Source organism: Deltaproteobacteria bacterium, assembly GCA_019308995.1.
GTDB lineage: Bacteria > Desulfobacterota > Desulfarculia > Adiutricales > JAFDHD01 > JAFDHD01.
In genome coordinates, this window is the sequence record JAFDHD010000070.1 from 1 (window position 1) to 18,107 (window position 18,107).

15 protein-coding genes are annotated in these 18,107 nt (G+C 49.0%); 10 read left to right on the forward strand and 5 right to left on the reverse strand.

The window, feature by feature from the left end:
• Nucleotides 1–72: 72 nt before the first annotated feature.
• From JRI95_11540 to JRI95_11550, 3 genes are all read right to left on the reverse strand, one after another.
• Nucleotides 73–921, reverse strand: coding sequence for a 2-oxo acid dehydrogenase subunit E2 (locus tag JRI95_11540; protein ID MBW2062177.1), 849 nt, complete (start codon nucleotides 919–921; stop codon nucleotides 73–75).
• Nucleotides 922–1,044: 123 nt separating this feature from the next.
• Complete coding sequence (locus tag JRI95_11545) at nucleotides 1,045–1,701, reverse strand: glycosyltransferase (protein ID MBW2062178.1); 657 nt, start codon at nucleotides 1,699–1,701, stop codon at nucleotides 1,045–1,047.
• A 245-nt stretch (nucleotides 1,702–1,946) separates the two neighbouring features.
• A complete protein-coding gene (locus tag JRI95_11550) occupies nucleotides 1,947–2,540 on the reverse strand; it encodes a TetR/AcrR family transcriptional regulator (GenBank protein ID MBW2062179.1) in 594 nt (197 codons plus the stop codon).
• Nucleotides 2,541–3,088: 548 nt separating this feature from the next.
• On the opposite strand from JRI95_11550, the gene JRI95_11555 reads away from it, so the two are divergent.
• From JRI95_11555 to JRI95_11585, 7 genes are all read left to right on the forward strand, one after another.
• Nucleotides 3,089–3,718, forward strand: a complete 630-nt coding sequence (locus tag JRI95_11555; GenBank protein MBW2062180.1) for a hypothetical protein — start codon at nucleotides 3,089–3,091, stop codon at nucleotides 3,716–3,718.
• Between the two features lie 41 nt (nucleotides 3,719–3,759).
• Nucleotides 3,760–4,170: a hypothetical protein gene (locus tag JRI95_11560; GenBank protein ID MBW2062181.1), complete on the forward strand. Its 411-nt coding sequence runs from the start codon at nucleotides 3,760–3,762 to the stop codon at nucleotides 4,168–4,170.
• A 23-nt stretch (nucleotides 4,171–4,193) separates the two neighbouring features.
• The gene (locus JRI95_11565; protein MBW2062182.1) at nucleotides 4,194–5,288 is read left to right on the forward strand and encodes a 4Fe-4S binding protein; all 1,095 of its coding nucleotides are present in this window, start codon (nucleotides 4,194–4,196) and stop codon (nucleotides 5,286–5,288) included.
• Between the two features lie 296 nt (nucleotides 5,289–5,584).
• On the forward strand, nucleotides 5,585–5,887 hold the full coding sequence (locus tag JRI95_11570) for a hypothetical protein (protein MBW2062183.1): 303 nt from the start codon (nucleotides 5,585–5,587) through the stop codon (nucleotides 5,885–5,887).
• 161 nt (nucleotides 5,888–6,048) lie between these two features.
• On the forward strand, nucleotides 6,049–6,465 hold the full coding sequence (locus JRI95_11575; GenBank protein MBW2062184.1) for a YjbQ family protein: 417 nt from the start codon (nucleotides 6,049–6,051) through the stop codon (nucleotides 6,463–6,465).
• Nucleotides 6,466–6,887: 422 nt separating this feature from the next.
• Nucleotides 6,888–9,893 (forward strand): SBBP repeat-containing protein, encoded by a 3,006-nt coding sequence (locus JRI95_11580; GenBank protein MBW2062185.1) that lies wholly within the window; start codon nucleotides 6,888–6,890, stop codon nucleotides 9,891–9,893.
• A 717-nt stretch (nucleotides 9,894–10,610) separates the two neighbouring features.
• Nucleotides 10,611–11,630: a hypothetical protein gene (locus JRI95_11585; protein ID MBW2062186.1), complete on the forward strand. Its 1,020-nt coding sequence runs from the start codon at nucleotides 10,611–10,613 to the stop codon at nucleotides 11,628–11,630.
• Nucleotides 11,631–11,828: 198 nt separating this feature from the next.
• Here the strand turns inward: JRI95_11585 and JRI95_11590 are convergent, their stop codons facing one another.
• Together JRI95_11590 and JRI95_11595 are read right to left on the reverse strand one after the other, a co-directional pair.
• Nucleotides 11,829–13,091: an acyl-CoA/acyl-ACP dehydrogenase gene (locus JRI95_11590; protein ID MBW2062187.1), complete on the reverse strand. Its 1,263-nt coding sequence runs from the start codon at nucleotides 13,089–13,091 to the stop codon at nucleotides 11,829–11,831.
• 72 nt (nucleotides 13,092–13,163) lie between these two features.
• Complete coding sequence (locus JRI95_11595; protein MBW2062188.1) at nucleotides 13,164–13,577, reverse strand: cytidine deaminase; 414 nt, start codon at nucleotides 13,575–13,577, stop codon at nucleotides 13,164–13,166.
• Between the two features lie 512 nt (nucleotides 13,578–14,089).
• On the opposite strand from JRI95_11595, the gene JRI95_11600 reads away from it, so the two are divergent.
• From JRI95_11600 to JRI95_11610, 3 genes are all read left to right on the forward strand, one after another.
• On the forward strand, nucleotides 14,090–15,688 hold the full coding sequence (locus tag JRI95_11600; GenBank protein MBW2062189.1) for a sigma-54-dependent Fis family transcriptional regulator: 1,599 nt from the start codon (nucleotides 14,090–14,092) through the stop codon (nucleotides 15,686–15,688).
• A gap of 167 nt (nucleotides 15,689–15,855) precedes the next feature.
• The gene (locus tag JRI95_11605) at nucleotides 15,856–16,188 is read left to right on the forward strand and encodes a hypothetical protein (GenBank protein MBW2062190.1); all 333 of its coding nucleotides are present in this window, start codon (nucleotides 15,856–15,858) and stop codon (nucleotides 16,186–16,188) included.
• 160 nt (nucleotides 16,189–16,348) lie between these two features.
• Complete coding sequence (locus tag JRI95_11610; protein ID MBW2062191.1) at nucleotides 16,349–18,058, forward strand: alkaline phosphatase family protein; 1,710 nt, start codon at nucleotides 16,349–16,351, stop codon at nucleotides 18,056–18,058.
• Nucleotides 18,059–18,107: the final 49 nt, after the last annotated feature.

The following is an 18,107-nucleotide window of genomic DNA, read 5'->3' on the forward strand; positions in this document are numbered from 1 at the left end:
ACCCCATAAGCTTGCCGGTTAACGGGTCTGGCAAGAATTACAAAAGTAATTGGATTTAAGCTTAAAAAAATATTATTCCCCTAGGCCGTAACCGCTCTCGATCAGTTCCTGTAGTTTTTCGAAAAATCGCACGGCCGGAGCGCCGTCAATGATGTCGTGGTTCATGCTCATGGTAATGTTTAAATATTCCCGGATTTCTATTTGCCCGTTAACCACTCCAGGTTTCTCCATGATACCCCCCAGGGTCAGGCCCAGGGTGTGATTGCCAAAAGGAATTCCCCAACCGGGAAATTGTCCGATCATCCCAATGGCTGATACCGTCACTGTCCCGCTGTACCTCTTCCACCACTGGGGATTCTTGGTAAATATCCAGTATAAACCCCTCCTAATAAAACCGGGCAGCCGGACCAACCATTCGATCTTCCCCGATATTGGATCACTCTCCGGGTTTGCCTGGATGGCCCGAATTTCACTGTGGATGTCGTAAAAAGCTTTGTTATTGGCTCCTCGGATTATGTACGGTAAAGTTACCCGGCCGGATTCGGTCTCGATGGGGGTATGCACGTCCACTTCGTCAAAGAGGATCAATCTACCCCGCCAGTTCCGATAGGCATGCATGTGCTTGTTCATTTCCACTGCCTGGCCCAGACAGGTTATAATAAAGGCGGTGAAAGAAAGAGACTCGCCGGTATTGGCCTTGTGCTCACGAAAAAATTGCCTGGGCTTGGTCACGTCCACTTCCATCAATGCATAGGTTACGTGTTTCCGATGAGCTATAAACCCAGCGTCAACAACCAAACGCCTGTCTTTAGGGAACGGTTTTGCCGTATACTCGGCCTTTTTCGAGACTTGTTTATACTTTCTGATCTCTGTTGCCGTTATGCGAACGGCTTTGCTCAAGGTATCGGCTTTTTTAAGCATTTTTTCATAACCTTTACAGGCCTTGTTTGAATTAATATTTAATAGCTAGTTGATCATATAACGGTGCCTGGGAAGTTTGTATTTTGCTTACTGAGTTTTAGGCATATTTATTATTTTTAGTATCTAAAAAAAACTCATCTTTAGCTTTATCATTATTACGGTGATCTCAAATATTTCTTTTATTAGATAATAATTGCCTCTTTTCCACTTTTTTGGCTTGAGCGTACCCTCTACATCTTCTAATATACATCTATGGATGGGAATATTATTTCTCTTGCAATAGTCGTTCATTACTAGTTCTAACCCCCATTTCTCTATCAATGGATTTTCTTTGATTTTCATAAAATGTGAGTAGGGTAAAGCCCGCTCTCCAGATAGAGACAAATTTCTATATAAAGAAGTACCAACCTTACCATAAAGTTGAGTTATACCAATGGACATTATGTTTTTATCATAATTAAATGGCTCTAATATTTGTCTTATGTGTTCTTCTTTGAAATTATTCAAATCTCCATCACAAAAAAAAATGATCTCTGTTTTTAGATCTTTTGTTGCTATTTTAACAGCGCCTCCTTTTCCTACATTCTCTTTTAGAGAAATAACTTTCAGTTTTTTTGATGTTTCTCGTTTAAAAATTCTGACTTTTTCTAGACTATTATCGGTAGAGCCATCATCAACAACCACAATCTCCTCTATCAACTCTGAATTATTCAAAGTAGACAAAACATTCTTAATAGTTTTTTCTTCATTAAAAACCGGAACGAGAGCAGTTGTTTTCATCTTTTTTTCAACCTTTCAAGGTAGTATAATAACTTTGTTTAATCCGGGCAACCGGTCCCCCAGGGTTTTCGCCTGATGTTTGCGATTCGGGTTCCCCGGCGTGATACAGCCGCTTAAAAGCAGTAAGGCAAATAGGCCTGTTGCAGCAATTGGTCTTATGTTGGGCCTTGATTCGTTTTCTCAATTCAGTCCCGGATTCTCTGAAATTTTTTATTATCTCTACACTCTTCAGATAGCGGTTCCTTTCATTCCTTGAGCCCCCTCTTTTCGGACTTCAGGCCATCAAAAAGGATTGCCATCAATTCATCGAGATAATACTCAATTTTTTCTTCACTTTCCTGGACCAGCCAGTACAACTCAAATCCCCTCAAGGCATGAGCAATGGCCCTGGCTGTTAAAAGCGGATAATTAAGATAAAAAATTCCCTTTTTTACTCCATCTACTAAAATAGAATGAATGATGTCCACTTCACGGTTGAAAAGCTCATTACGAATGCTTTCTGCGCCGGGTAAAAGATTCCCTATCCCCTCACGATCCAGATTCAATATATTTATGGCCTTGCCCATGTATCGGAACTTTGCTTTGACGAAGGTGACTAACTTATCTCCTGGCAAAGTTTCTTGATCAACCAAGTATGATACCTTTTCCGCTGTCTCAGACATTTCCCGACGGAGGACTTCCAGGTAAACCTTATCTTTGCTACCGAAATAGTTGTAAATGGTCGCCTTGGCGACTCTGGCCAAACGGGCCATCTCCTCGATACTCGTTTTCCGGAGGCCGTATAGCGCAAACATTTTTTTTGCGGTATTCAGGATGGAATCCAATTTTTCCTGTTTCATGAATGCCTCCTGTTTATATAAATTTAGACAAAAATCGTTTTTCAGTCTAAAAATAACAATAATAAATAATATGTCAAGTAAAATCGGCTTTCAGAATCACTTCAGAATCCAAGATTCTGGCCAGATGAAAGATAATGAAAATTGAAAATATTGAGGTATCAGGCTGCATAATCACTTTTAAGGGGTGCTCAGGTCGAAATATGGTGCAAGGTTACCCTGAAAAAATATAATATCTTTGCGCTGCAAAGGTGATTAAAGATTTCTTGTCTATTTTTTTTACATCAAAATATTTAATGTAAAAAAATCATCCAGCTCTTTACCCCTCAAGCCCATACATTATCCTAAAACCTCAAGCGACTCCCCTGTAATTTACCTGTCACATCAATAAGTTAAAATTGATAAAAATTTTTTGGCCTATTCTGGCATACACCTTGCCCCTTTCATATTCCGAAAAGGGACCTTGGAAGCGAAAAGGCCCGTACAATACAACCGGCGCAAGAAGATCAAAGATTAAGAGTTCTTGCCCGTTGAAATCAAGGAGGAAAGTCATGGAGCAACAAAAGAAAAGGCATAAAAATCGAGGTCTGGCCGGTCTGGCCCTCATGGTTGCGTTTCTCATTATAGCCTCTTGCGGCTATGTGGCCTGGGCTGAGAGTACAAATGACCAATCTGCCTGGGGCAAAGGACAGCTAGTTGCCCAAAGAGGACGCGGGTTCGGCTTTGGTCGAGGGCAAAATTGGAATCAAAAGCACAGATTGGGAAGAAATTCGGCAACCCGCCTCTATGATCCGGCCACAGTGGAAACGGTAAAGGGCCGTGTAGAACGTGTAGACATTGAGAATTCGGATGGAAAAGGCCATTCTGAGGCCCATCTGATTCTCAGGACGAATCAAGAAACCATAGTCGTATCCCTGGGACCAGCCTGGTATTATGAAAGGCAGGCCCTGAAAATTGAAGCGGGCGATCAGGTAGAGATAAAGGGGTCCAGATTAACCCGGAACGAAAAACGCGCCATTATTGCCGCGGAAGTAAGAAAAGACGAGGAAATTTTAGTCCTCAGAGACTCCACCGGCAGACCGGGTTGGGCTGGATGGAGAGCTGGCAACAAACCGAATGCCACAGCGCCGCGGGATAACTCCGGAAACTGGAAGCATATGGATAATCTACCAGAGCTGTAGCCACCCGGGTCTGACTGGTTGATTCTTGGAAGAGAGTAATCATGACAAAGCAACAGATAAAAAAATCCTGGCTCGTACTGAGCCTGATCATGGTTGGAACCTCACTTCTCATTTTCCAGGCCGCAGAGGCTTTGGCCTGTGAGATTGAAGTGAAAGTACACGGCGAGCCTCAGGCGGTTTATAAGGTTGGAGACGAAGTCATCTTGAAAGTCAGTGTCTTTCTGTCCCACCGGAACTGTCCGGAAGGGATCGAGGCCACGCAGTTCAAGGCGGAGGGTATGGAAGTCCTCGGAGCGACGCAGTGGACCGAGACATCTGATAATCATTTTGAACGGCTGGTGAAGGTCAAAATAACTTCAACTGAGGATGGGGAAGCGAGCTTGCATGCCAAGCGGACCTGCAGCAAAGAAGGCGGCTATGGTTTTATAGCCTTGAAAGTCGTCTCCGCTTGAAATCATTTCCGTGAGATGATTTCGTGCAACAGGCCATGACAGCCATAAAGATAAAGAAATGGTCAATGAATTGGGGGATCATTCTGCTCATAACCTTGATCCCCTGGTTCCTGACCCCAGGGATCGCTCTGACCCAAGACGCGGGTTTTAAGACCCTGGAAGTTTCAGACGCCTTCAAGCCGCTGGCAGCTTCGGAATTTTCAAAAAATAGTGATAATCACGAAGCGCATGAACCTGGCATTTTTGAGAAACTCAAGCTGCAACTGGCCGCTTTATTTTTCACGATCCTGGCTGGCATCATGGTTCGGTTCAAGCATTTCCGGTTTACGCGCCCCCTGTTTCTCCTCGGTTCCTTAATCATTCTGGGTTTCATGAACGGCGGTTGTCCGTGTGTAATTTCGAGCTTCCAGAACCTGGTGTTATTGGGACTGGGCGCTGAGGTGAAACTTTACAGCGTGGTCTGGTTTTTAGGAATAGCCGTTATCACGTATTTTTTAGGTCGAGTCTGGTGTGGGTGGGTTTGCCACTTGGGCGCTCTGCAGGAATTCATTTACAAATCGAACAGGTTCAACCGGCTGAAGAGTCAACGCGCGCAGCAGATCATGCGCTGGATGAGATATATCCTGGCCGCTGCTCTGATTATCCAGCTCTTTTTCACCCAGGAGAAATTGTTCAATCACATTGACCCGTTCAAGGTCGCGTTTAACCTGACATCGTATTATACCGCAGGCTGGATACTTCTGGGGATTCTCCTGATTACTTCCCTCTTTATCTACCGGCCTTTCTGCAGGTCGGCCTGCCCGGTTGGACTGATATTAGGCTGGATCAGTAAGATCCCCGGGGCATTATTACTGGCCAAGAATGAAAACTGCCTTGAATGTCGGCGCTGCAGTTCAGCCTGTGATATTCAGGCCATCAACGAACAGGCCCAGGTCAAGAACTCGGATTGCCTGATGTGCGGGACCTGTTTGGATAGATGCAAAAAACAGGGCCTGGCCTTTTTCAGAAAAGGATTTCCCAAGGCTGAACAGGATCAAGGTCTACCTGAGTTCGGCTCTGTGGTCCACCCGATTTCTTCGCCACCCGCGGATTCATCACATTCTGGGCTGCACTTATAAGTCGAATTCACATAGTAAATCACTACTGTCCGGTTAAGAGCCGAATAATGCCAGTTGGTTGCCAGAAGCCTCCTCTATGATTTTATTGTAGGAGGCCGTCAACACTTGAAAAATGGGACTTTTCTCGAATAAAGTAATGCTGAGGATTTGCAAGGCTTTCAGACCATATTACTATTTGTTATGGTGCTGCTTATAGAGCTTGCGAAAAATAACACCTGGACAGTAGTGAAAAGTGATGTTAATTAAAGACCCGGCTTTAAATACCAGCCATAACACAGATTTGGTATAGTACTTCCATGCCAGCGGAAAGACAGATCATGGTCATGCTTGAACGAGTCCGGCCCCTGCTGGGGGAACACCCGGATATCATGCGCGACTATCTTTTTTACCGCAGTGAACTGGAATTCCAGCGGGATCGTCTGGACCAGGCCGAGCTCAAGGCCCTGAAGAAATTCGATTGGCTGCTGCTAAAATACCGGGCCTGGATCGTCAGGGAGGTATATGATTCCGGGACCCAGGCCGAAAGGGAGGAGCAGTTTGACAAGGATCATTGGTGGTGGTATCTGGACCAAACGACCGGACCCGCCCGCGCTCGCTGAATTTTATTTGATCCTGCAATGATCATGATTGACAATTCGGCGCCCTTGTTATGGATAAAAGCTCCAGTACTTTCGTCTTTAGAAAAAACAACGAAACACAGTTCCCCTCAGAGGCTCTTTTATGTAGTATAGGCTCCATCCAAGGTGCCAGGAGGAGAACCATGAAAAATTTTCGCCGGGAACTTTTCTTTAACGTTCCCACTAGACGGGCCTTTATCAACATCACCCCGCAGGTTGAGGAAGCATTGAAAGAAAGCGGCGTCACCGAAGGATTCGTGCTGGTGAATGCCATGCATATCACGGCCTCTGTTTTCATAAACGATGATGAATCCGGTCTGCATCATGATTATGACGTCTGGCTGGAAAAGTTAGCCCCGCACGAGCCTGTGTCCCAATACCGGCACAACGTGGGCGAGGATAACGCCGACGCGCATATGAAGCGCCAGGTCATGGGGCGGGAGGTTGTAGTGGCCGTGACGGACGGGCGGCTTGATTTCGGAACATGGGAGCAGATTTTCTACGGCGAGTTCGACGGGCGAAGAAGAAAGAGGGTCCTGGTAAAGATTATCGGGGAGTGACCAGTTTGAGGAACCGGTGAGGTGAATGACTCATGTATGGATAACTAATTTAAAATATCATATTTAAAGGACAGGTCATGTACGGAAAAATCCTCCGGAACTTGTGTTTGTTAGTTCTTATTGTTTTTTTTGGATTGACGCTTCAAGCTGTGGTTGTTTCAGGAGCTACTGTTAGTCTATCAGCCATCGTATCCAAATCTAACCCTGACATCCAGGTCAAATTAAATAATTTATATGGGAAGCTCCCCCTGAGCTTCGAGGCAAACTGCGGTCAGGCCGACGATCAGGTTAAATTTTTAGCTCAAGGTAACGGCTATATTTTGTATTTAACCTCAACTGAGGCAGTGTTAACTCTGATTACTCCTGAAGCCTCATCTCAATCTAAAGCGAGGCTGGCGCTATCAGCCCATAAAACAAAACGAATGATTATACGCATTCGGCCGATGGGAGTTAACTCCACATCAGAAGTGAGTGGAATAGAAGAACTCCCTGGCAAGGTCAACTACTTCATCGGCCGAGACCATAAAAAATGGCGGACCAATATACCTTGCTACAGCAAAGTGAAATATAAAAATATTTATCCTGGCATTGATCTCGTCTTTTACGGTCGTGCAGGCCAACTGGAATATGACTTTCTCATTGCCCCCGGCGCCGATCCTAAAATAATCCGGCTGGCTTTCGAGGGTGTGGAGAAAATAAAACGAGACGAAAAAGGAAACCTTGTCCTCAAAACAAAGACGGGAGAGATTATACAGCGCCTGCCATTGGTTTACCAGGAATTAGACGGTCGCAGACAGGTTGTTTCCGGCCAATACACAATTCTGGGTCGCAATGAAATAGCTTTTCAATTAGCCTCCTATGACCGCCAGCGCGCCCTAGTCATTGACCCGATACTTGTTTACTCCACCTTTCTTGGCGGCAGCGATGAGGATCGAGGCCATGACATCGCCGTGGACTCCTCGGGCAACGTATATATCACAGGTGTTACCGGTTCTACTGACTTTCCTTTAGTCAGCTCCTGTCAGGATGTGTACGGCGAGTCCTGGGATGCCTTTGTGGCCAAGCTCAACGTCTCAGGCACCGCCCTGGTGTACTACACTTACCTGGGCGGCAGCGGCCAGGATATCGGAAGAAGCATTGCTGTGGACGCCTCTGGCCACGCCTATGTAACAGGCGATGCCTCCTCCATAGACTTCCCCCTAGCTAATCCCCTCCAAGAAACGTTCGGCGGCAGTCCAACAGATGCCTTTGTGGCCAGGCTTAACGCCTCAGGCTCCGAACTCGTCTATTCCACTTACCTTGGCGGCAGCAGCAACGACAGAGGTAAGGCAATCTCCGTGGATTCCTTGGAGAACGCCTATGTAACAGGCGAAACCTTGTCATCCGATTTCCCGATACTCAATTTTTATCAGGATCAACTCAGCGGCTCCTGGGATGCCTTTGTGACAAAAATCAGTGCGACGGGCACCCTGGCCTACTCCACCTTTCTTGGCGGCAGCAAAACGGAAGAAGGCTTTGGCATTGCGGTGGACTCCTCGGGCAACGCATATGTAACAGGCGAAACCAGTTCCCCCAATTTTCCGATACTCAATTCTTACCAGGATCAACTCCGCGGCTCCTGGGATGCCTTTGTAACGAAACTCAATGCCGCCGGCTCTGATCTGGTTTACTCCACATTCCTGGGCGGAGGTGGTGACGATATTGGTACTGGGATCGCCGTGGACTCCTCAGGCAACGCTTATGTGACGGGCTTTACCGAGTCATCCGACTTCCCTACCACCAGCACCACCAGCTCCCCGTACCAGGGAACGTATGGCGGCGGTTACCATGATGCCTTTGTAACGAAACTCAATGCCGCGGGCTCCGACCTGATTTACTCCACCTTTCTTGGCGGGAGCAACCAAGATCAAGGCCGTGGGATCGCGGTGGATCCCTCAGGCAACGCCTATGTCTCAGGTTTTACTGAATCCAACAACTTCCCCACAGCCAGCCCATACCAGGGGATATCTCATGGCTATGCCGATGCCTTTATAACGAAACTCAATCCCTCTAGCTCCGATCTAATCTACTCCACCTTTCTTGGCGGGAGCTCCTATGATCAAGGCTGGGGAATCGCGGTGGATCCCTCAGGGGATGCTTATGTGACAGGATTTACTGATTCTTCGGACTTCCCTACGACTAGCCCTAACCTGGGCCCTTACAATGGCGCTTACAACGACGCTTTTGTGACCAAGTTTATTGCCATGACTATTTCCCATTCTATTAGCGCCGAGGCTGGCGCCGATGGAACCATTTCCCCGTCTGGTGTGGTGATAGTGCCTGATGGCTCAGACGAGACCTTTCATATCACCCCGAATGCCGGGTACCATATCGAAGACGTCCAAGTTGATGGGTTGCCGGTCGGGGCTGAAAGCAGTTATACCTTTTATAACGTGAAGGAGGATCACACCATTGAAGCTAGCTTTGCCAGTGACTCTTATACCATCGCTGCCTCAGCCGGACCTAACGGAAGCATTACACCGTCAGGGGCAGTATCGGTAAGTTATGGGACCGATCAAGCTTTCACTATCACGCCCGACACGGGCTACAATATCGCAGATGTGCTGGTGGATGGTGTATCAGTAGGTCCCGTAAATGCGTTCACATTCGCGCATGTGACGGGGAATCATACCATAAACGTCGTCTTCACCATGAAAACTTATACTATCAATGCTACAACCGATCCCTGCGGGACAGTTGCGCCCTTGGGCGCGATCTCCGTCCAGGAAGGAGCCAATCAGACTTTCTCCATTACACCGGACGATGGGTCTTCCATTAAGGATATCATAGTAGATGGCAACTCGGTCGGCGCGGTTTCCAGTTATACCTTTTATAACGTGAAGGAGGATCACACCATTGAAGCTAGCTTTGCCAGTGACATCTACACCATCGCTGCCTCAGCCGGACCTAACGGAAGCATTACACCGTCAGGGGCAGTATCGGTAAGTTATGGGACCGATCAAGCTTTCACTATCACACCTGACATGGGCTACAATATCGCAGATGTGCTGGTGGATGGTGTATCAGTAGGCGCCGTAAATGCGTTCACATTCGCGCATGTGACGGGGAATCATACCATAAGCGTCGTCTTCACCATGAAAACTTATACTATCATTGCTACAACCGATCCCGGCGGGACAGTTGCGCCCTTGGGCGTGATCTCCGTCCAGGAAGGAGCCAATCAGACTTTCTCCATTACACCGGACGACGGGTATTCCATTGAGGATATCATAGTAGATGGCAACTCGGTCGGCGCGGTTTCCAGTTATACCTTCAATAATGTAACTCAAAACCATGCCATTCAGGCAGTTTTTACCTCCAATGGATCATCTGACAGAAATATGAGCAGTGGAGGCGGCTGCTTCATCTCGGTTATGGCGGGCAAATAAAGGAACGGCTCTCTGCACCAGGAAAGAAATAATCGCGAGTAATCTCAGCCTTGAAGATATGAAAACGCTCTCTGTTCGCGAACTAATATTTTATTTTGGATATTCCGCTTTACCTTTGCCTTGACATGCTCTTGACTGAGATCGCCTCAAATTTAGCACCTGGACGTTGTTCTTAAGAAAGTGAAGGCAGGTCCAAGGAGCGTTTAAGCTTTATCTTCTTGAAAAAGATAAATAGGAGAAGTTAAAGGACCATCTGCCTCAGGCTCAATTGCCAGAAAGGGGTTGACTACATTGACCCTTCGGGTCCAACGACATGGCCCAAGGCGCTCAAATACGAAAAAAACGTTAGTCCCCCCTTTTTTGGTACTTTCTTCCTAGCCGAAATAAGTTTTAATCATACTTTCTTCGTATTGACATGCTGGACTTGAGCAAAGTAATATTTGAATGTCTGCTAATATATTTTGTCTGTGGAATATATCTTTATGAACCCTGATTGATAATACCTACATGGTGTTAGGTGTTTTTCTCAGGTCGGAAAACAAATTAATATCAATAGGAAAAATCAGAATGAAAATGGGTCTTCGCCAGAGAGAATCCTGTTTCTTGTATTTGGGCATCCACCCAGAGAGGCGTTTGACCATATCTGCCCATGACCGACCGTACCACTGGCTTCGGAAGAGATTATAAAACAATCTAAAAACAAAAGAGGGATTAAAGATGCTAAGTATAAAGAAATTGAATGTAAAAGGGACCTCGTTCTATCTTCCGGCAGGGTTCACAGTTGCGGTTTTAGCCTTGATGTTGTTGCTTGGCCCAGTCGGTATGGTTGAGGCCTCCCCGATCTCAATCAAACTTACCACTGATGCTTTGGGGCTTGGAACCACGAAGCTCAATCATGACAAGGTAGTAGCTGCGGATGTGTCGGGTTTTTATACCAGTGGAACCACCGGCGAGGGCAGCGTTCTCCTGATTCAAACTGATGGATTGGCCGGTCCGGGAACCATTACCGATCCGCTTTTTGTCACCGTGACCGCGGGGGAACACCTGGATGTACCAAGCACCCGATACCCCCTTTTCAATACGCTTAATGACTATCAGGCCGGTATTATCACAATTACGGAAGAACACAGCGAACTCCCGGATGGTAAAAAGGAAGGGCTTGGAGTTAAAGCCTTTACAGTGGGGACGAATGGGTTGCGCGTATTTGACAGCGATACTGGTAGGGCAAAAATCGAAGGAAGCCATCACGTCTCCGGGGGGCAAGGTGATCGTGCTGCATCCAAACATGATGATGATCCAAACGGTGCTCCCCATGAGGACGAAGACGTCACTTTTGATTTCAACTCTTTATTCAGCGTCAACGCCAATGATATCGAGGTCCTTCTGAGTGATTTTAAGGATTCGGATCTTTTCGACTTATCGATCAATTTCACAGATGGGACATCTACTGATCACCTCCTCCTTGGAACCCTCGCAGGCGCTACTATTTTTGACAAGGTTGATCCTCTATATAATGAACTATGGGTATTAAAATTTGCAGGCTTGGGGCTTAGCCCTGACGCTTTGGTAGACAGATTTACTATCCGGGCTAATATTCCTGACGGGGATGACTACAAGAGTCACTTTCTCATTACCGGCCTCACCGCTGACGCCAACCCGGTACCCATTCCCGGCGCAATCTATCTCCTTGGCTCAGGATTACTAGGTATAGTAGGAATCAGGAAAAAGTTTAGGTAAAATTATTCTTTTTCGGCTATTATTTACCAAAGGCAGGGTCAAATGGCTCTGCCTTTTTCTTTACCGTTTTTCCGTAAGGTTATAGCTTACCTTTACCCTTGCAGATTTTTGCTAGGTGAAGAAAAAAAAGGTTCCCGGTTGAAATCATTGGCCAGTAATGAGTCAAGACCAGGAACCACCTGCCTCCAAACGCACTTATTACCAGCCCTTGGTCCACATCTCCTCATCCTCATAGACCTTTTCATCAGCCATGTGCGCCTCCTGAGCGTCGGTCTCGATCTCCCGGGCGGGATTGGGATCGTGCAAGACCTCCTGGTAATACTCATGCTGGATGAGGAGGTTCATGACTTCATTGGTGCCGGTCCAGATCTGGGAAAGCCTGGCGTCGCGCACCAGCTTTTCAATGGGAAAGACATTGGTGTAACCGATGCCGCCCATAATCTGCATGGCCAGGTTGCAGACCGCCCAGGCAACATCAGTGGCGAATTTCTTGGCTTCGCTCACGAGCCTTCGCGCCGTGGGAAGTCCGGCGTCCACAGTCTTGCCTGCCGCAAGCACCAGGGCCCGGGCGGCGTCAATCTGCGTGATGGCGTCAGCCACCTTAAAGCTCACGCCCTGAAATCTTCTTATCTTCTGCCCAAAGGACTTGCGCCGGTCACTGTATCTGGCAGCCACCTCCAGAGCGGCTCGCGCCAGGCCCAGGGCTCCGGCGGCCGAAGTGAGCCGTTCTGGCACCATCATGGTGTTAAATATCTGCGCACCCTGATTGATCTCGCCGATAAGATTGCTGGCCGGCACCCTGACGTCTTTAAAAAGAAGTCGCCCGGTGCCGCCTCCACGCGTTCCCAGCAGGCCGTAAAGGTATTTCGTCTCAACCCCTTCCCTGTCCGCTTCAATCAGGAGCAGGCTGATGCTCTGATGCGGTTTGGCCTCGGGGTTTGTTTTACAGTAAACGATAAAAAAATCCGCGCCGTCGGCCCCAACGATGAACCGCTTCTGCCCGCGCACCATAAAATAATCGCCTTTCAGCTCCGCCCTGGTGGTGGCGCCGAAAAAGTCCGAGCCGCCGCGAGGCTCGGTCAGTCCTTCAGCCGAGACGACCTCACCTTTGAGCATGGGACGTAAAAATCTCTCTTTCTGTTCCAGGGTCCCAAAGCTGTGAAAGGCCTGACCGACAATGGAAGGCATGCTAAAGGCGCAACTCAGGGACGATCCCAGAACACCGATCTCCTCCAGAGCCGCTATTTCAGCTGTCCAGTTCAAACCACGGCCGCCGAATTCCTTTGGGAATCTAAGTCCCAGCAGATTCCCGTCTCCAAGGGCTTTGACAAACTCCCTGGGATAAGTAATCTCATCAAGGTCCATTTTTTTGAGCAAATCGGGCGAAACCTCGTTTTTCACAAAATCACGAACCTCCTGTTTCAGTGCCTTTTCGTCCTCAGTCAAGAGCACATCAGGCAGCATGTCTCTCACCTCCCTTTAGTTTTACTGTTTGAGTTTATTCCTCTATACCTTATAACCGGCCCCAAAGGCTCACCCCTTATGCCGCGGCCCGAAACTGTTGGGCAGAAGTTCTGAAAGGGAATAACAAACCTGCTCCCCCTCACGGCTTACCGCATAAACCATCAAGTCCTCATGGCAGTTCTGGGAAAATTCATAAAGATACTGACGGCAGGCGCCGCATGGTAAAAGAGGGGCGGCCTGGGTTGAAACAATCAGGATGGCCTTGAAATGGCGCTCCCCATGAACCACGGCATGGTCTATGGCCGAACGTTCGGCGCAAACACCCAGACCGGCAATGATACTCTCCGTGTTGCACCCGGGATATATCTTACCATTGGCTGTCAGGACAGCCGCTCCCACGGGAAAGGAACTGACCGGTACATGCGCCCGGGCCATGGCCTGACGGGCAACGGCGATCAGATCGTCAAGTGTCTCTTGATCCAGCACGCTGGCCTTTCTCTCCTGTTCAAAAGAATCAAGGCATACATTACCATATCTCCTGAACACAAACCACAAGTTTTGGCTTGAAGCTGTGGGTCAGGATGCGAAGGGCAAGGGCAGGCTGGAAAGCCCGCCCCACATGTTAATGAATAAGTTATTTGCGTCCCGGATAGGTTTGCCTGTATTCCCGGTGGGTGGCCCCGACAACAAAAAAAATTTGTCAGGGTCGCGAAGCGACAGGGGGATTCAACGTAAACCACTGGCAGGTTGTGGAAGATCCATATATAAACAGATAATGTTCTCGCTCCCAGGCTTTGCATAAACGACTTATGAGACAGCCCCTTCCTCTGATTGCAAGTTCTAGGTCAGGGTGCGAAGCTCCCTGACACAGAGCCGGTCTACAAGGCTGAACAGGAACCATAAATTTTGGCTTGAAGTTCAGCGCCGTCAGGCTCATAATACGACCATGCCGGTTCAATCCCCGAGACTCAAAGCACACTGAAGGATAATCATTGATGGAACCTGAACTTCTCCGCACCGCCCAGCTGCGCCAGGCCATGTATCTGGGGTTTGCCTTGGTTCAGGCAAGCTGCAGCCGCGCTGTACCCCGCTTTGACACGCGCTTTCGCTCCCTGCTTCATTACTTCCGCAATGAAGAACAAATCATTCGCCCCGAGGTCAGGGAGCTCAAGGCTGAGTATGCTGAGCTCTATCTGACGCTGTGGCAGAGCGGGCCATCCGGAAGGTTCATCCCTTTGATCATAGACGCCATGTTCCATGAATTCTTCAGGCTGCACAAGGGTGACAATCCTCTTGAAGCGCGTCAGCGTTTTTGTGAGGAGGAGTTGACCGACTTTATGGCGAAATATTTTCCCGAATTTAATCAAGAGAGCGCGGCATATGAACGCCTGGTCAAGATATGCCAAGATTTAAGAACCGAGGCCGCTGAACTGGCTGAGGCTCAAACCTATCCCACCCCAACGGTTCAAAAACTTGAAAAAAGCTTCCCCAGGCTGGAAAGCCGCAGCCCGGTCTTCAACGAACTGATTCGCACCGCGGCCAAGGCGGCGCGTTCCCGCGCCCCGATTCTGCTCACAGGGGAAACCGGCACGGGCAAGGAGGTCCTGGCCCGCTTCATCCACCGGCAAAGCCCCAGGGCCAGGGGGCCGTTCATCACGGTCAACTGCGCGGCCATCCCTGAAAACCTGCTCGAAAGCGAACTCTTCGGATTTCGCAAAGGGGCCTTCACCGAAGCCCGGGCGAACAAACAAGGTCAATTGACGCGGGCAGAAGGCGGCACGGTCTTTCTGGATGAGATTGGAGAGATGTCCCCCCGTCTTCAGGTCAGGTTACTCCGGTTTCTTCAAGAGCACTCTGTTCTGCCTCTGGGCGCAGTCAAGCCCATTTACCTGGATGTGCGCATCCTGGCCGCAAGCAACCAGGACCTGGAAGCGGCCATGAGCCTGGGAAACTTTCGCCAGGACCTCTTTTACCGGCTCAATGTCTTTCACTTCCTTCTTCCCCCGCTCAGAGAGAGAGCGGAGGACGTCCCGGGTCTGGCCGATCACTTTATCCGGAAATACAACCGGGAAAACCAGACCAGCGTGAGCGGGCTGAACCCCGGCGCTTTAAATCTGCTGACGGAGAATAAATGGCCGGGCAATATCCGGGAGCTTGAAAACGTGATCCAGCGCGCCGTCGTCCTGGCAGGCCTTGGAGAGATCGGCCTGAAGCATCTTTCTCCCGGTCTGGCTGAGTCCGCGGAGAAAATCCGGCCGCCGCTGTTTGCGGCCGCGCCAGGGGTGAATGAAAAGGCCCTGCTTGAATCTCTATCCGAAGCACTGGCCCTTCCCGGCGGATCGAGGGGACTTTCAAGGCGTCTGGCCCGGAGTGTGCCTCTGGATCACATGATCCGTTTCTTCCAGAATATGGGCAGCCATCCCTTTCCTCCGCGAACGTTCGCCGATCACATCTCTCCACCCCACTGGCTCCACCGGCGCGACAAGTTAGCCAACCAGATACTGCGGGCCCTGCATAAGGCCGACGTTCTCGGCCATAACGGCCGGCAGGCTCAATCCGCCCGCTACTTCCTGAACGCCCGGTTCCTGGATTAATGATAATTTAAATTGATGAGCCAGAATAAAGATTATCACTAAATTAGGCCAAGACAGGCTGAAAAGATGCTAAATCCCGGAAAAATGAATTGACGAAATTGACACTAAAAGAATATTATTACCGACTGAAGGCGAAAGGATACGATTTTAAAGATAACAGGTAGATTATGGCTGAAACAGAACTGATTGAGCTTTTTGAAAAAGTGACTTCCGAGGAAAAATGTCCCAAATGCAAAAAACGTTTGACCGGTGGCTACTATAATCCAGATGGGATTGTCAAAGGCCCTTCGGATGGCTTTATTGCTTATAAGGTTCCCATTGAAGAGGCCATGAAACTGGATGATCCTGCCGCTTTTGACCTGGTTCTTTATGTGGAGTGTGAGGAATTTGGGAAAGGGTGCAATTTTCGCACCGTGTTTTACCCTTTTTACAAAGAAATAAGAAACAGGAAAAAGGCAGCCAAAAAAGGCCTGGCCGAAGCTAAGCGCCAAGGCGCTTGACTCGTTTTAAAACTTAAACCTCAGAAAGGAATGATTATGTCTAGTACCGCGAAGAGAGTAGCGGTTATTGGTTTAGATTGCGCGTTGCCTCATCTGATTGAGAAGCACATTGCCGAGGGGCACCTGCCGACCTTCAAAAAGTTGATTAGCGAGGGGCTGATTGCGGATAACCCACTGCATCACTGATTTTCACAGTCATATACCAGGCACTGACCTGGAAAATATCAATGTCGTGGAAGCGTTTAACAGTGAACGCTGCCATGCCGAGTTCATCTGGGACGTCCTGGACAGTGCGGGGAAAAAGTGTGTCGTGCTTAATTATCCCGGTTCCTGGCCCTCGAAGATGAAGAATGGGGTCATGGTCGGCGGGGCCGGATTGACTGTGTCTGACTGGCGTGACGGACTTATCGCCTTAAACTCATATGTTTCGGTCTGCAGCGCTCAATTAATTACTACGGGTATTTATCCCCGGGCGATCAAGACTGCCTTTCAGGAGGCTCAAGGCTGGACCAATGTCCCGGAAATGGGGGATGAACCCCTGGAGATGGAAGTGAATCTCGCCTTTCCTTCAGCCAAGGAGGAGCCGGAGGCCCATACCTGGTATGTGCTGGTGCGCCAGACAGGCGGTGATGAATATGACCGGGCCACACTTTCTCCGACCAAGGACTTTAATGACGCCTTTTTTACCCTGGCCGTGGGAGAGTGGAGCGAGAATATTATTACAAACATTAAGATGAAGGACGGCTCGGAGCGGGAAGTTGCTTTTATAAGTAAACTTATCGAGCTGTCAGATGATGCTGAGGACTTTAGGCTTCTGATTTCAGCTATGATAGAAACTTCCGGATGGAGTTCTCCGGCTGAAGTCGCCAAGGAGATTTCATTTGAAGAGGGGTTGCCTCACCCGGGCGGAGGCATGACCGGTGTGGCTATCGGCTGGTATGGTCAGGACACTTATGTGGAAATGACTGTCCAGCATGACATCTGGCTGGGAAATGCCGCGGCAGCCCTGCTTAAAAAACAGGATTGGGACCTCTTCTACATGCACGCTCATCCACCAGATTGGGTGTATCACGCCATAATTACGGACATGGACCCGGCTACCTGTCCGGATGAGGCGAGGCGGAACAAGGCCTGGGACACGCACCTCAAGGTCTATCAGAGTCAGGACCGAATGATAGCCCGGATTCTGGAAGTCGTGGATGAGGAAACCCTGGTCATTCTGGTCTCGGATCACGGCGCCACAGCGGATGGTCCCGTGTTTAATCCTTACAAGCCTTTAGAGAACGCAGGACTCACTGTCATGAAAGAAAAAGCTGTCGCAGCGGAGGGCTCCGGCGCCCTGGCCGAAACACTCGCTTTATTTACAGCTAGACCGGACATGAAGGCGTCCAGAGCCATCCCTCAGCGGGAGATTCACGTCTATGTCAACCTCAAAGGCAGGGACCCGGATGGCATCGTTGAGCCAGAGGACTACCAGAAGGTCCAGCAGGAGATTATTGAAGCCCTTATTACTTATGTGGACCCAGGGACAGGCAAACGTCCCGTGGCCCTGGCCCTGTCAAAACAGGACGCCCGAATCCTGGGGCTTTATGGGGATTACATCGGGGACGTGATCTACGCTATCTATCCCTGGTTCGGGAGTCAACACGGGCAGATCCTACCCACGGTAGACTGGGGCGTTGGATCGTTAAAGGGATTGTTCACCATGGCCGGTCCGGGCGTCAAGAAAAACCATCGCCTCCAGCGGACGGCCTGGCTGACAGACATTGTGCCAACTCTTTGCTACCTCATGGATTGGCCCTTGCCTGCCCAGGCCGAAGGGGCTGTGCTCTATCAGGCCTTTGAGGACCTGAACTTTAAGCTTAAATAGTCGTCTCTGAAATATAAAATTAATTTTTTTCCATTTATCTGGACGTGAA

Excerpts from the sequence above, each read along its gene's own strand:
- JRI95_11575 (MBW2062184.1), top strand. The coding sequence starts at position 6,049 with ATGAAAAATTTTCGCCGGGAACTTTTCTTTAACGTTCCCACTAGACGG.
- JRI95_11550 (MBW2062179.1), bottom strand. The coding sequence starts at position 2,540 with ATGAAACAGGAAAAATTGGATTCCATCCTGAATACCGCAAAAAAAATG.
- JRI95_11600 (MBW2062189.1), top strand. The coding sequence starts at position 14,090 with ATGGAACCTGAACTTCTCCGCACCGCCCAGCTGCGCCAGGCCATGTAT.
- JRI95_11570 (MBW2062183.1), top strand. The coding sequence starts at position 5,585 with ATGCCAGCGGAAAGACAGATCATGGTCATGCTTGAACGAGTCCGGCCC.
- JRI95_11605 (MBW2062190.1), top strand. The coding sequence starts at position 15,856 with ATGGCTGAAACAGAACTGATTGAGCTTTTTGAAAAAGTGACTTCCGAG.
- JRI95_11560 (MBW2062181.1), top strand. The coding sequence starts at position 3,760 with ATGACAAAGCAACAGATAAAAAAATCCTGGCTCGTACTGAGCCTGATC.
- JRI95_11580 (MBW2062185.1), top strand. The coding sequence starts at position 6,888 with ATGATTATACGCATTCGGCCGATGGGAGTTAACTCCACATCAGAAGTG.
- JRI95_11585 (MBW2062186.1), top strand. The coding sequence starts at position 10,611 with ATGCTAAGTATAAAGAAATTGAATGTAAAAGGGACCTCGTTCTATCTT.
- JRI95_11545 (MBW2062178.1), bottom strand. The coding sequence starts at position 1,701 with ATGAAAACAACTGCTCTCGTTCCGGTTTTTAATGAAGAAAAAACTATT.
- JRI95_11555 (MBW2062180.1), top strand. The coding sequence starts at position 3,089 with ATGGAGCAACAAAAGAAAAGGCATAAAAATCGAGGTCTGGCCGGTCTG.
- JRI95_11540 (MBW2062177.1), bottom strand. The coding sequence starts at position 921 with ATGCTTAAAAAAGCCGATACCTTGAGCAAAGCCGTTCGCATAACGGCA.